This window comes from Pseudomonas ogarae (assembly GCF_014268695.2).
Classification (GTDB): Bacteria; Pseudomonadota; Gammaproteobacteria; order Pseudomonadales; family Pseudomonadaceae; genus Aquipseudomonas; species Aquipseudomonas kilonensis.
Genome location: NZ_CP077086.1, coordinates 323,035 through 337,252, shown reverse-complemented (window position 1 = coordinate 337,252; position 14,218 = coordinate 323,035). Strand labels below are relative to the sequence as shown.

Below are 14,218 nucleotides of genomic sequence, written 5' to 3'. Positions count from 1 at the left end.
CGATGTAACGCGATATTTCCAAATGGCCAGCATTTGCTTAAACAAAAAACAGCGAGGAATACTCATGCTTGAAGTCATCAACGACTTCCTCTCAGGGAAAGTGCTGATCGTGCTCATTGTCGGGCTCGGGAGCTACTTCACGATCCGCTCGCGTTTCGTCCAGTTCCGTCATTTCTTTCATATGTTCACGGTATTCCGTGAAAGCCTGAAAAGCAGCACTGAACAGCTCAGCTCGTTCCAGGCCCTGATGCTCAGCCTGGCCGGCCGTGTCGGCGCGGGCAACATCGCCGGTGTCGGCATCGCCGTGACCCTGGGTGGTCCTGGTGCGGTGTTCTGGATGTGGGTGACCGCGCTGGTCGGCATGTCCAGCAGCTTCTTCGAATGCTCCCTCGGCCAGCTCTACAAGCGCTGCGATTCCGAAGGCCAGTACCGTGGCGGCCCGTCCTATTACATCCAGCACGGCCTGCAGAAGCGCTGGTTGGGCATGATCATGGCGTTCCTGCTGCTGGTTACCTTCGGCTTCGCCTTCAACGGCCTGCAAGCCCACGCGGTCACCCATTCCCTGAACAACGCCTTCGGCTTCGACACCACCTACACCGGCCTGGGCCTGGCGGTGCTGCTGGGCCTGGTATTCATCGGCGGGATCAAGCGTATCGCCAAGGTGGCCGACCTGCTGGTACCGGTCAAGACCCTGGCGTACATCGGCGTGACCCTCTACGTCATCGTGCTGCAGTTCGAACACGTACCGGACATGCTGGCGACTATCGTCAGAAGTGCGTTCGGCCTGGATCAGGCCTTTGGCGGCCTGATCGGCAGCGCCATCGTCATGGGCGTCAAGCGTGGCGTATTCGCCAACGAAGCCGGCCTGGGCAGTGCGCCTAACGTCGCCGCCGTCGCGTCGGTCGAGCACCCAGTAGCTCAGGGTGTTGTTCAAGCGTTCAGCGTGTTCCTCGACACGTTCCTGATCTGCACTTGCACCGCGCTGTTGATCCTGCTGTCGGGCTTCTACACCCCGGGTTTCGAAGGCGACGGCATTGCCCTGACCCAGAACTCCCTGGCGGCCGTCGTGGGTGACTGGGGCCGGATATTCATCTCCGTGGCCCTGTCCTTGTTCGTGTTCACCTCGATCCTCTACAACTACTATCTGGGCGAGAACAACCTGCGCTTCATGATCGGTGACAATCGCAAGGTCCTGATCGGCTACCGCGCGCTGGTCCTGGTCCTGATTTTCTGGGGTGCCATCGAAAACCTCGGCACCGTGTTCGCTTTCGCCGACATCACCATGACCCTGCTGGCGTTCGTGAACCTGATCGCGCTGTTCCTGCTGTTCAAGGTCGGCATGCGCATCCTGCGTGACTACGATGACCAGCGTGCGGCCGGCATCAAGGTGCCAGTTTTCGACTCCAGCAAGTTCCCGGACCTGGACCTGGACCGCAATGCATGGCCAGCCACCCCGTCGGTACCGGCTGCCAAGCCTGAAAACGCCCCGGCGGGCGTGACCGCAGCGCAACGCTGATCGGCAGGCTGATGGTAAAAAACCGGGCGCATCCCCTGCGCCCGGCGTGACACAGCGTAAGGTCGGCGTCATGCTCGACCTTATGTTGTGGCAGCTGACCCAAGCTGCCGTTTTCGTCCTCGGAGAACAACCCCATGAATGGCTCGACCTACCCTGCCGCCCAGCACGTCATGGTGCTCTACACCGGCGGCACCATCGGCATGCAGGCCAGCGCCCACGGCCTGGCCCCGGCATCCGGTTTCGAAGCGCGTATGCGTGATTACCTGCACAGCCAACCCGAACTCGTCGTGCCGCAATGGCGCTTCCGGGAAATGTCGCCGCTGATCGACAGCGCCAACATGACCCCCACCTACTGGCAGCAACTGCGCGAAGCGGTGGTCGATGCCGTGGATGTGCAGGGCTGCGACAGCGTACTGATCCTGCACGGCACCGACACCCTGGCCTACAGCGCCGCGGCGATGAGCTTCCAACTGCTGGGCCTGCATGCGCGGGTCTGCTTCACCGGCTCGATGCTGCCCGCCGGCGTGACCGACAGCGACGCCTGGGAAAACCTCAGCGGCGCACTGGTCGCCCTTGGCCAGGGTCTGGCGCCGGGCGTGCACCTGTACTTCCACGGTGAGCTGCTGGCGCCAACCCGTTGCGCGAAAGTGCGCAGCTTCGGTCGCCACCCGTTCAAGCGCCTGGAACGCCAGGGTGGCGGCGTCAAAGCCTCCTCGCTGCCAGCGCAGTTGAATTACAACCAGCCCAAGCAATTGGCGAACATCGCGGTGTTGCCGCTGTTTCCCGGCATCAGCGCGCAGGTCCTCGATGGCCTGCTGGGCAGCGGCATCCAGGGCCTGGTGCTGGAATGCTACGGCAGCGGCACCGGGCCGAGCGACAACCCGGCCTTCCTCGCCAGCCTCGAGCGGGCGCGGGACAGCGGCGTGGTGGTCGTGGCGGTGACCCAATGCCATGAAGGTGGCGTCGAGCTGGACGTGTATGAGGCTGGCAGCCGCTTGCGCGGCGTCGGCGTGCTGTCCGGCGGCGGCATGACCCGCGAGGCCGCGTTCGGCAAGTTGCAGGCCTTGATTGGCGCCGGGCTGCCGGTGGACGAGGTTCGGCGGCTGGTAGAGCTGGACCTGTGTGGCGAGCTGAGCTGACACCCGGCAAACCCTGTGGGAGGGGGCACTTGTGGGAGCAAAGCTTGCTCGCGATGCAGGCGACACAGATCAACTGTAAGGTCGCGTCATCGTTCTTCGCGAGCAAGCTTTGCTCCCACAGGTTTACTCCCACATTAGAGGTTGTGTTGAACCTTCGATTTTCACCCGGCATATAACTTGCTCCGTTTCCAAGCTTCCCCAGGCTGGAAACGGACATGCTTCATTCCCACCTCACCACCCTCAACGCCGTCTCCCTGGTTCTGAGCACCTTCAAGAATGAAGGGCTGTCCAGTGAGGCATTGCTGGCCGGCAGCGGCATCAGCGCGGCGGACCTGAGCCGGGCCGATACGCGCATCACCACCAACCAGGAGATGCAAGTCTGCGCCAACGCCGTGGCCCTCAAGCGCGACATCGGCCTGGAACTGGGCCGGCGCATGCACGTTTCGTCCTACGGCATGCTCGGTTATGCCCTGCTCACCAGTGCCACCTTAGGTGACGCCTTGCGCCTGGCGCTGCGCTATCCGGCGCTATTGGGAACACTCTTCGAACTGAACCTGGACGATGACGGCCAGTACATCTGGTTCAGCGCCAGCGATTATCGGGAGAACCCGGCCCTGGCGGTGTTCAATGCCGAGTTCTGCATGGTTTCGCTGAAGGTCATCTGCAACGACCTCCTCGGCCACGCACTGCCGTTGCGTGCAGCACGCTTCGAACATCCGGCGCCCGACTACCAGGTACGCTACACCGCGCCCTTCGACTGCCCGGTGCGCTTCGACAGCGTCGATAATGCGTTCGCCTTCGACCGCCACTGGCTCGAACAGCCCTTGCCCCTGGCCGACCCTATCACCCATCACGCCATGGCCGAACGTTGCCGCCGGCAGAACACCGAGTTCACCGGACGCCAGGCCTGGCTGGGACGGATCCGCCAGTTGCTCGACGCCCAACTGGACGCCGCCCCCGGACTGGAAGGCCTGGCCGAACAGATGAACTGCTCGGCGCGCACCTTGCGCCGGCACCTCAAGGACCTGGGCTGCAGCTATCAGGAACTGCTGGACGAACTGCGCTTCGAACGGGCCAAGCAGATGCTCTGCGAGGACCAATTGCCGATCTACCGAATCGCCGAACGACTGGGCTTCAGCGAAACCGCCAGCTTCCGCCATGCCTTCGTGCGCTGGAGCGGCGTGGCGCCAAGCCAGTTCAGGGCTTGACCCCTGTGGGAGCAAGGCTTGCCCGCGATGGCAATATGACTAACCCCGCAAAAACGCCTGATGCAACGCATCCACCGTCTCGAAGTGATACGCCGGGCCCTCGGCGCTGAGTTCTTCGTGGCTACCAAATCCATACCCCACCGCCGCCGCATCCAGGCCGTTGCTGCGGGCGCCGATCAGGTCGTGTTTGCGGTCGCCGATCATCAGGGTGCTAGCCGGGTCGAGGCCTTCTTCGGCCAGCAGGTGGGCGATCAGCTCGACTTTGTTGGTGCGGGTGCCGTCCAGTTCGCTGCCGTAGATCACTTTGAAATGCCGGGCGAAGTCGAAGTGGCGGGCGATTTCCCGGGCGAACACCCAGGGTTTGGAGGTGGCGATGTACAACTGGCGCCCTTGGCCACCCAAGGTCTCCAGCAACGGCATCACGCCGTCGAATACACGGTTCTCATAAAGGCCGGTGACCTTGAACCGCTCGCGATAGAAATTCACCGCCTCCCAGGCCTTCGCTTCCTCGAAGTCGTAAAACTGCATGAACGCCTGCAACAGCGGTGGGCCGATGAAAGGCTCGAGGCGGGTCAGGTCGGGTTCGTCGATGCCCAGTTTGCTCAAGGCGAACTGGATCGAACGGGTGATGCCCTCGCGGGGGTCGGTGAGGGTGCCGTCGAGGTCGAAGAGTACAGTCTGGTAATGCATTGCAGTTCCTGGGAGTAATGGGGCTGCTGCGCCCGAAGCGTCGGACCGGCCCAGCGGGAGCAAGCTCCCTCGCCACGATGAACCTCATCAGGCCTGGTCGTAGCCTTCGGCCAGGTGCAGGTCCTTGAGCTTCACGTAGTTCGCCGCGCTGTAGGTGAAAAATGCGCGCTCCTTGTCCGTCAGCGGCCGGGCCTGCTTCACCGGGCTGCCCACATATAAAAAGCCGCTTTCCAGGTGCTTGCCCGGCGGTACCAAGCTGCCGGCACCGATGATCACATCATCTTCGACCACCGCGCCGTCCATGACGATGCTGCCCATGCCGATCAGGATCCGGCTGCCCACGGAGCAACCATGGAGCATGACCTTGTGGGCGATGGTCACGTCGTCGCCGATCAGCAACGGGAAACCCTCGGGATTGAACGGACCGGCGTGGGTGATGTGCAGCACGCAACCATCCTGGACGCTGGTACGCGCACCGATTCGGATGCGGTGCATGTCGCCGCGAATGACCGTCAGCGGCCAGACGGAGCTGTCTTCGCCGATTTCGACGTCGCCGATCACCACCGCAGTGCTGTCGACAAAAGCGCCACGGGCTAGCCGCGGGCTGTGGTTCTGGTACGTGCGAAGGGTCACGATAGGCTCTCTCTTATCCGGTGATAGGCGCTGCTAGCTGCGGTGAGCGTCGATTGTAATTAAGATGGGCCCATGTTTCTTCCAGCCAAGGTGTCGACCGTGAGCGTGAACAACCCTCTTTTGCAGCCCTATGACCTGCCGCCATTCTCGGCGATCCGTGCCGAGCACGTGCAACCGGCCATCGAGCAGATCCTGGCTGACAACCGTGCCGCCATCGCCGAGCTCCTCAAGACCCAAGTCCAGCAGCCTACCTGGGCCGGCCTGGTGTTGGCGATGGACGAGCTCAATGATCGCCTGGGCGCGGCCTGGAGCCCGGTCAGTCATCTGAATGCCGTGCGCAACAGCCCTGAACTGCGCGAAGCCTACGAGGCCTGCCTGCCGGCGCTGAGTGCCTACTCCACCGAGCTGGGCCAGAACCGCGAGCTGTTCCAGGCGTTCGAAGCCCTGGCGAGCAGCCCTGAAGCCGCGGGTTTCGACGTGGCGCAGAAAACCATCCTGGAACATTCCCTGCGTGACTTCCGCCTGTCGGGCATCGACCTGCCGCCGGAGCAGCAGAAGCGCTACGCCGAAGTGCAGAGCAAACTGTCCGAGCTGGGCAGCCGCTTCTCCAATCAACTGCTGGACGCGACCCAGGCCTGGACCAAGCACGTCACAGACGAAGCCGCCCTCGCCGGCCTGACCGACTCGGCCAAGGCGCAAATGGCCGCGGCCGCCCAAGCCAAGGAGCTGGACGGCTGGCTGATCAACCTGGAATTCCCCAGCTATTACGCGGTGATGACCTACGCCGAAGACCGCGCCCTGCGTGAAGAAGTCTACGCTGCGTACTGCACCCGCGCCTCGGACCAAGGCCCGAATGCCGGCCAGAACGATAACGGCCCGGTGATGGAACAGATCCTCGACCTGCGTCAGGAACTGGCCCAATTGCTCGGTTTCGCCAACTTCGCCGAGTTGAGCCTGGCGACCAAGATGGCCGAATCCAGCGATCAGGTCCTCAGTTTCCTGCGGGACCTTGCCAAGCGCAGCAAACCATTCGCCGCCCTGGACCTGGAACAGCTCAAAGCCTTCGCCGCCGAACAGGGCTGCCCCGACCTGCAAAGCTGGGACAGCGGTTTCTACGGTGAAAAACTGCGCCAGCAGCGTTACAGCGTGGCCCAGGAAGCCCTGCGTGCGTACTTCCCGATCGACAAGGTACTGGGCGGCCTGTTCGCCATCGTGCAACGCCTCTACGGCATCGAGATCGCCGAACTGAAAGGCTTCGATACCTGGCACCCGGACGTGCGCCTGTTCGAAATCAAGGAGAACGGCCAGCACGTCGGCCGCTTCTTCTTCGACCTCTACGCCCGCGCCAACAAGCGTGGCGGTGCCTGGATGGACGGCGCCCGCGACCGTCGTCGCACCTTCGAAGGCGTCCTGCAGAGCCCGGTCGCCAACCTGGTGTGCAACTTCACCCCGGCCGACAGCGGCAAACCGGCGCTGCTGACCCACGATGAAGTCACCACCCTGTTCCACGAATTCGGCCATGGCCTGCACCACCTGCTGACCCGCGTCGAACACGCTGGCGTGTCCGGCATCAACGGCGTGGCCTGGGATGCCGTGGAGCTGCCGAGCCAGTTCATGGAAAACTGGTGCTGGGAGCCTGAAGGCCTGGCGCTGATTTCCGGCCACTACGAAACCGGCGAACCACTGCCCCAGGACCTGCTGGAGAAAATGCTCGCGGCGAAAAACTTCCAGTCCGGCCTGATGATGGTCCGCCAGTTGGAGTTCTCGCTGTTCGACTTCGAGCTGCACGCCACCCACGGCGATGGCCGCAGCGTGCTGCAAGTGCTCGAAGGCGTGCGCGACGAAGTCTCGGTGATGCGTCCACCGGCCTACAACCGCTTCCCCAACAGCTTCGCCCACATCTTCGCCGGCGGTTATGCGGCGGGCTACTACAGCTACAAATGGGCGGAAGTGTTGTCGGCCGACGCGTTCTCCAAGTTCGAAGAGGACGGCGTGCTCAACGCCGACACCGGGCGAGCCTTCCGTGAGGCGATCCTGGCCCGTGGCGGCTCGCAGGAGCCGATGGTGCTGTTCGTCGACTTCCGTGGCCGTGAGCCGTCGATTGACGCACTCTTGCGCCACAGCGGCCTGACCGAGGACGCGGCAGCATGAGCGAGGGACCTGTGATTACCAAGCGACGCTTTATCGCCGGGGCGGTCTGCCCGGCCTGCAGCGAGCCGGACAAGTTGATGATGTGGAACGAAGACGGCGTGCCGCACCGTGAATGTGTGGCCTGCGGTTATTCCGACACACTCAACGAGCAAGGCCTGTCAGTGCCCAAGGAATTGGGCACCCGGGTCAATACCTCGGCGGTCAAGGTGCCGGACGCCAAGGTCCAGGCAGTGCAGTTTTTCCCCAACCCCAAGTTGAAGAAAAAACCGACGGAATGATCCGGTATCATCTTCCGGGCCCCAGGGCCCGGAAGCGATACATATATACCGCCCGCCCCCACACCGTCCTTTGCAGACTGTTCATCACGTCCAGACTGAGAGGAAGGTTTCCATGCCCGACGATGCCAATCCGCTGTTGCAGGCCCATGACCTGCCGCCTTTTTCGCTGATCCAAGCCGAACATTTCTCACCGGCCCTTGACCGGATTCTTGCCGAGAGCCGCGCTCAAGTCGCCGACATCATCAAGACCCAGACACCGTTCCCCACCTGGGACGACCTCGTGCTGGCGATGGACGAGATCCACGCCCGCTTGAAGAGCTTCGGCTATGTGCTGGAGCGACTGAGCTGGAACAGGATCGGTGGCGCCTGGGTCCAGGCTTGGTCGGACTGCAGCGAACGGCTGCAGGATTTCCAGCGGTCGCTCCAACACCATCCCGACCTGTTCCAGCTGTATCAGCGCTTGGCGAACAGCCCGATAGCCCGACATTTCACGCCGGCGAGAAAAAGAACCCTGGCAAAGATCCTCCGGCAGTTTCGCCAGAACGGCTTGGCGAACACCGCACAGGCAGACTTGAAAGACCTGCAACTGCGTATCCAAGGCGCCCGGGACTTGTTCCTGGAACACTTGCACGAGGCCCATAAAGCCTGGAGCCGAACGTTTGACGACGAGGCCCAGTTGAGCGGCCTGCCGTCGTCCTTCAAACAACGCATGGCCGACCAGGCGCGGGTGGCTGGACGCAAGGGCTGGTTGCTGACGCTCAATGAGGAGTCGTTTCGTATCGTCACCCGTTACGCTGACAATCACGGTTTGCGCCAGCAAATGTACGTCGCCTTCAGCACGCGCGCATCGGATCAGGGGCCCCATGCCGGCGTGTTCGACAACGGCGAAGTCCTCGCGCAGTTGCTCAGGGATCGCCACGAGCACGCCACGTTACTGGGCTATTCGAATTACGCTCAAATGGCGCTCGAACCAGAGCAGGCCGAGTCGCCTGAACAGGTCCTGGCGTTCTTGCAGGAACGGCTCGCACAGCAGCGCAGCGTATTTGCCCGGGACACTGAACAACTGGAAAAATTTGCCGCAACGCAAGATTTCAGCAGCCTCCAGCCTTGGGATTACCACTACCTGGCCGAAAAGCTTCGGCGGCAAACGGCTGGGGTTTCGGAGCAAGCCGCCAGTGCCTGGTTTGAACTGGAGTCGACTTTTGCACAGCTGTTGCTGATCGCCAGGGACCTGTTCGGCGTGAACATCGTTGAACGCCAGGACGTGGCGACCTGGCATCCGGACGTGCGCCTTTTTGAAGTCCGCGAGGCGGACGAGACCGTGGGCTACCTCTATTTCGACCCGTTTGCAGAGGCGAACCAGGACGGTTTTCCCAATACCACCACCCTGCGCAATCGCCGCATCACTGCCGAAGGCCGCCCTCGGCTCCCCATCGCGGTCTTGCATGGCTGGTTGCCGCGTGGCTCAGGCACGAACCCGGCGTTGCTGGATCATCGGCAGTTACGCATCCTCTTTCATGAGTTCGGCCATTGCTTGCATCACGTCTTGACCCGGGCTGAATACCGCGAAATTTCGGGCATCACGGAACTGTCCAGGGGAACGGCCGAATTCGCCGGGGTGTTGTTCGAGCAATGGTGCTTCGCCAAGCCCTGCCTGATGCGTGTCTCGAAACATCACCAAACCGGAGCGCCCTTGCCGGACACCCTCGCCGATCAATGGCTGGTCTACCTCCATACCCAGACCAGTTGGGACAGCGCCGCGTTCTTGCGCGATGCGCTGTTCGACATGGAGTTGCACCGCAGCCACGGCGACGGACGCACCGCCCAACAAGTATTCGATCAAGTCAGCGCACAGGTCGGGCATCTGCCGGTGTCTGCCACCGAACGCTGGCCCAATGGCCTGGACTATATGGTGACCGGCTATGGGGCCGGCATCTATGCCTATGCCTGGTCGAAGGAATTGGCAAAAACCGTGTTCCAGAGGTTCAAGCGCGACGGGCTGTTCAACCGGGAAACCGGGCAGGCGTTGCGCGAGACGATTTTCGGGTCGGGCGATTCGCGTCCGCTGTCTGAGTCGGTCACGGCGTTTCTGGGCACGTAGCGATCATCGCTCGGGAAGCACAACCTGAGTGTCAAGGTGACGCGTCGTCGTGGTTGAGTTGACCCAGCTTGCCAGGGAGCAAAGGGCAAAGACGCTGGTGCTGCAATCGCCATTCGCCAGCGCCACGCGGAGTTTGTCGACATCGGCCTGCATCATGTAGCGCACGCCGTCCTTGAAGTGATGACTGTCACCGAAGCCCCCTTCGGTCATTTCGTTCAAGGCGTCCTCTTTGCTCCAACCCTGCACCACCACTCGGTACATGGCGGCGACCAGCCCGGTGCGGTCCGAGCCGTGCTTGCAGTGCATCAGCACCGGCCCCTTGGCTTCGGCCGCCTGGACAGCGCGCAAAACCATGAGTATGTCGCTGTCATCGACATGATTGGTGCGATAGGGCAACTGCACTTGCTCGATGCCGGGGGTGGACAGCCAGCGATTGTCCGACTCCGGCAGGAAGTTGATGACCGTGCCGATCCTCAGCTTGCTCAGCAAGGGCTGCGCTGCGCCGTCCGGCAGGGAGCTGCGGTAGAGCGTCGGAGACATCTGGTAGAGGTTGTAGGCCTTTTCCACCGGCTGCGCCCATTCAACGGGCCTCACCTGCGTGGAGTCGGCCGCTTGGGCGGGGATCTCGGCCAGCCCGATGAGCAAGGCCAGGCACAGCAGTGAACGGGAACAGAGCTTGAGCATGCACAGATGACCGAAAACGAAGGAATGCGAGATCAGCAGTTTCGGCTCGCTGCGGTTAAAAGCCCGTGAGGAGAACGTCAAAGCGTTGTGAACGATGATCGGGGGTTCGGGCTGCTGAATGGCACTGGTCTAAATCGAATGCAACGAATACTGTATGCACATACAGCTTTTCGGAGTGCTCCCATGTCAGCTTCTCTTCCGCCTCGCGGCCGCGGCACCGCGACCAACCCGCACAACCGCTTCGCCCCGAGTCGTTCGGTGGCCGAAGATGACGGCTGGTGCCAGGAAGTCCCGCCGACCCAGGGCACCGAAGTGCGCATCGAAATGGCCAAGACCATCATTACCCGCAACACCTCGTCCGATATTCCCTTCGACCGCTCGATCAACCCGTACCGAGGCTGCGAACACGGCTGCATCTACTGCTATGCGCGGCCCAGCCATGCCTACTGGGACCTGTCGCCGGGGCTGGATTTCGAAACGAAGCTGATCGCCAAGACCAATGCCGCCGATGTGCTGGAAGAGCAATTGTCCCGGCGCGGCTATCAATGCGCGCCAATCGCGCTGGGGTCCAACACCGATCCCTACCAGCCTATCGAACGCGAGCAACGGATAACCCGCCGGATTCTCGAGGTGCTGCTGCGCTATCGGCATCCGGTGACCATCGTCACCAAGGGTTCGCTGATCCTGCGCGACCTGGACCTGCTGACCGAGCTGGCGCAACAACGCCTGGTGCACGTGATGATCAGCCTCACCACCCTGGACGATGAGCTCAAGCGCATTCTCGAACCCCGCGCTGCGGCGCCCAAGGCGCGGTTGCGGGCGATCAAGGTCATGCGCGAGGCAGGCATCGCCGTGGGGGTGCTGTGTGCGCCGATGATCCCGATGATCAATGACAGCGAGATCGAAAGCCTGCTGGCCGAAGCCCACGCCGCCGGCGCGCAGAATGCCGCCTACGTCATGCTGCGCCTGCCGCTGGAGGTTGCGCCGCTGTTCGAGGAGTGGTTGCAGGCGCACTACCCGCAACGCGCCGCCCACGTGCTGAGCCTGGTGCGCCAGAGTCGCGGTGGCGAACTGTATGACAGCCGTTTCGGTGCGCGGATGCGCGGCGAAGGCCCGTTCGCCGACCTGCTGGCCCAGCGTTTCGCCAAGGCCCTCAAGCGCTTGGGGCTTGAGCGTCGCGACGGATACAATCTTGATTGCGATGCCTTCTGTCCGCCGGGCCGACAGATGTCTTTGATTTGATTAAAGTTGACCTTGAAACAGCGCCGGGCATGAGCTGCGCCAGCGTTTTGCCACCCCTGGAATCGTTGTTCTAGAGCCTTGGATTTCAGTTTGAGTTAAGTTTCGGCCGCTACCTTGTTCAGCGAGTGACTGACGGGTCGAACACCTCGATCTGGATGTTTTTTAACCAGCCACTGGCGTCAACGTCAAAGAGGATGAATCATGAGTGACAAGGATAAACAGCCGTTGGCTGCGTCGGCTTCAGCCCAACCCCAGGCGGAAACCGCCGATGCAGCGCTGCAGCATATTGTTGACGGCTTTTTGCATTTCCATCACGAGATCTTTCCGCAACAGGAAGAGCTCTTCAAGAAACTCGCCACCGCCCAGGCGCCCCGGGCGATGTTCATCACCTGCGCCGATTCGCGCATCGTGCCCGAGTTGATCACCCATAGCTCCCCCGGCGACCTGTTCGTGACCCGTAACGTCGGCAACGTCGTGCCACCTTATGGGCAGATGAACGGCGGCGTCTCCACCGCCATCGAATACGCCGTGCTGGCCCTCGGTGTGCAACACATCATTGTCTGCGGCCATTCCGATTGCGGCGCCATGCGTGCGGTGCTCAACCCCGACACCCTGGAAAAAATGCCCACGGTAAAAGCCTGGCTGCGCCACGCCGAAGTGGCCAAGACCATGGTCCACGACAACTGTCCGTGTGGCGACGAAAAACAGACCATGTCGATCCTCACCGAAGAGAACGTGATCGCGCAGTTGCAGCATTTGCGAACGCATCCCTCGGTCGCATCGCGCATGGCCAATGGTCAGTTGTTCATCCATGGCTGGGTGTACAACATCGAGACCAGCGAGATCAAAGCCTATGACGCGGACCAGGGACGTTTCCTGCCGCTCGATGGCAGCCATCCGATACCGGTGGCGACGCCCAAAGCGCGCTTCTAACCACTCCTAAACTTGTGTGGTTCAAGCCTTGCCGCCATTTGCGCGGTAGGGCCTCGCCATGCCTGAAGAAAACTTCGGGAGAGTCGCCATGCGTGCTCAATTAAAAGCTGTTCTGCCACGGGAGCTATTGGCTTCGGTGGTGGTGTTCCTGGTGGCGCTGCCCTTGTGCATGGGCATTGCCATCGCCTCCGGCCTGCCACCGGCCAAAGGCCTGATCACCGGCATCATTGGTGGCCTGGTGGTGGGTTTCCTGGCCGGTTCCAAGCTGCAAGTCAGTGGCCCGGCCGCCGGGTTGGCGGTGTTGGTCTTCGAATTGGTGCGCCAGCATGGCGTGGCCATGCTCGGGCCGATCCTGCTGCTGGCCGGTCTGCTGCAATTGTTGGCCGGGCGCTTTCGCCTCGGCTGCTGGTTCCGGGTCACCGCACCTGCGGTGGTGTACGGGATGCTGGCGGGTATCGGCGTGCTGATCGTGCTGTCCCAGGTCCATGTGATGCTCGACGCGACGCCCAAGCCGTCAGGGCTGGATAACCTGGCGGCATTCCCGGCGGCCGTGGCCCAGGCCTTGCCGTCCTTCGGCTGGCAGGCCGGCCTGCTTGGTTTATCGACGATTGCGGTGATGTGGCTGTGGGAAAAGTTTCGCCCCCACAGCCTGCGCTTCGTTCCCGGCGCCTTGCTCGGTGTAGGCCTGGCGACCGTCGCCAGCCTGCTGCTGGCCTTGCAGGTCAAACGCGTGGAAGTCCCGGAGAACCTCGCCGAAGCCATTGATTGGCTGCGCCCGGCGGACCTGCTGAACCTGGCCGACCCGACGCTGCTGATCGCCGCATTCGCCGTGGCCTTCATTGCCAGCGCCGAAACCCTGCTGTCGGCGGCCGCCGTGGACCGCATGCACAGCGGCGAGCGTGCGGACTTCGACCGCGAACTGTCGGCGCAAGGGATCGGCAACATGCTCTGCGGCCTGCTCGGCGCCCTGCCGATGACTGGGGTGATCGTGCGCAGCTCGGCCAACGTCCAGGCCGGGGCCACCACGCGGATGTCGACGATTTTCCACGGCCTGTGGTTGTTGCTCTTCGTGCTGTTGCTGTCCAGCGTGCTGCAAAGCATCCCGGTGGCGAGCCTGGCGGGGGTGTTGGTGTACACCGGCTTCAAGCTGGTGGACCTCAAGGCGTTTCGCAGCCTGGGCCGCTACGGCCGTATGCCGATGTTCACCTACGCCGCCACGGCGCTGGCGATCATCTTTACCGACCTGCTGACCGGTGTGCTGATCGGCTTCGGCCTGACCCTGGCGAAACTGGCCTGGAAAGCCTCGCGACTGAAAATCAGCCTGATCGACCTGCCCCAGGAAGGCGAGATGGAACTGCGACTGGTCGGGGCAGCCACCTTCCTCAAGGTGCCGGCGCTGACCCAGGTGCTGGGCAGCATACCGACAGGCGCGACCGTGCATGTGCCGCTCAATAACCTGAGCTACATCGATCACTCGTGCCTGGAGCTACTGGAAGAATGGGGCCGGGCGAATGCCAGCAAGGGTTCGAAGCTGCTGATCGAATCCCGCGGGCTCAAGCGCCGGTTGGAAGGGCGGTTGCGTACCACCGTAGGGGTTGGCGCAGCGACCGGTTAACCCTGCCCCTGTGGGAGCGAGCCTGCTC

General features: G+C 62.5%; 12 protein-coding genes. 9 read left to right on the top strand and 3 right to left on the bottom strand.

Annotated features, from left to right (window positions below; genetic code table 11):
• Positions 1-64 precede the first annotated feature (64 nt).
• From HU749_RS01435 to HU749_RS01425, 3 genes are all read left to right on the top strand, one after another.
• Entirely contained in the window at positions 65-1,516 is a 1,452-nt protein-coding gene (locus tag HU749_RS01435) for an alanine/glycine:cation symporter family protein (protein WP_186649562.1), read from the top strand.
• A gap of 134 nt (positions 1,517-1,650) precedes the next feature.
• Complete coding sequence (locus HU749_RS01430; protein ID WP_186649559.1) at positions 1,651-2,655, top strand: asparaginase; 1,005 nt, start codon at positions 1,651-1,653, stop codon at positions 2,653-2,655.
• Between the two features lie 215 nt (positions 2,656-2,870).
• A complete protein-coding gene (locus HU749_RS01425) occupies positions 2,871-3,863 on the top strand; it encodes an AraC family transcriptional regulator (RefSeq protein WP_079301370.1) in 993 nt (330 codons plus the stop codon).
• A gap of 39 nt (positions 3,864-3,902) precedes the next feature.
• Here HU749_RS01425 and HU749_RS01420 read toward each other — a convergent pair whose 3' ends face one another.
• A complete protein-coding gene (locus HU749_RS01420) occupies positions 3,903-4,553 on the bottom strand; it encodes an HAD family hydrolase (RefSeq protein ID WP_186649556.1) in 651 nt (216 codons plus the stop codon).
• A gap of 87 nt (positions 4,554-4,640) precedes the next feature.
• Positions 4,641-5,186 (bottom strand): gamma carbonic anhydrase family protein, encoded by a 546-nt coding sequence (locus HU749_RS01415; protein ID WP_186649554.1) that lies wholly within the window; start codon positions 5,184-5,186, stop codon positions 4,641-4,643.
• Positions 5,187-5,285: 99 nt separating this feature from the next.
• Between HU749_RS01415 and prlC the strand changes: the two genes are divergently transcribed.
• The 3 genes from prlC (at position 5,286) to HU749_RS01400 (ending at position 9,716) form a co-directional block, all read left to right on the top strand.
• Positions 5,286-7,337 (top strand): oligopeptidase A, encoded by a 2,052-nt coding sequence (gene prlC / locus HU749_RS01410; protein WP_003196350.1) that lies wholly within the window; start codon positions 5,286-5,288, stop codon positions 7,335-7,337.
• A complete protein-coding gene (locus tag HU749_RS01405; RefSeq protein ID WP_186649551.1) occupies positions 7,334-7,615 on the top strand; it encodes a YheV family putative zinc ribbon protein in 282 nt (93 codons plus the stop codon). Before prlC ends, HU749_RS01405 begins: the two co-directional genes overlap by 4 nt.
• A 112-nt stretch (positions 7,616-7,727) precedes the next feature.
• Entirely contained in the window at positions 7,728-9,716 is a 1,989-nt protein-coding gene (locus HU749_RS01400) for a M3 family metallopeptidase (RefSeq protein WP_186649549.1), read from the top strand.
• Positions 9,717-9,719: 3 nt separating this feature from the next.
• Here the strand turns inward: HU749_RS01400 and HU749_RS01395 are convergent, their stop codons facing one another.
• A complete protein-coding gene (locus HU749_RS01395; protein WP_079301889.1) occupies positions 9,720-10,400 on the bottom strand; it encodes a dual specificity protein phosphatase family protein in 681 nt (226 codons plus the stop codon).
• A 183-nt stretch (positions 10,401-10,583) separates the two neighbouring features.
• On the opposite strand from HU749_RS01395, the gene HU749_RS01390 reads away from it, so the two are divergent.
• From HU749_RS01390 to HU749_RS01380, 3 genes are all read left to right on the top strand, one after another.
• A complete protein-coding gene (locus HU749_RS01390) occupies positions 10,584-11,642 on the top strand; it encodes a PA0069 family radical SAM protein (protein WP_186649546.1) in 1,059 nt (352 codons plus the stop codon).
• A 201-nt stretch (positions 11,643-11,843) separates the two neighbouring features.
• Complete coding sequence (locus HU749_RS01385) at positions 11,844-12,575, top strand: carbonic anhydrase (RefSeq protein ID WP_046064691.1); 732 nt, start codon at positions 11,844-11,846, stop codon at positions 12,573-12,575.
• An 88-nt stretch (positions 12,576-12,663) separates the two neighbouring features.
• Entirely contained in the window at positions 12,664-14,190 is a 1,527-nt protein-coding gene (locus HU749_RS01380; RefSeq protein ID WP_186649543.1) for a SulP family inorganic anion transporter, read from the top strand.
• The last annotated feature ends 28 nt before the right edge of the window (positions 14,191-14,218 follow it).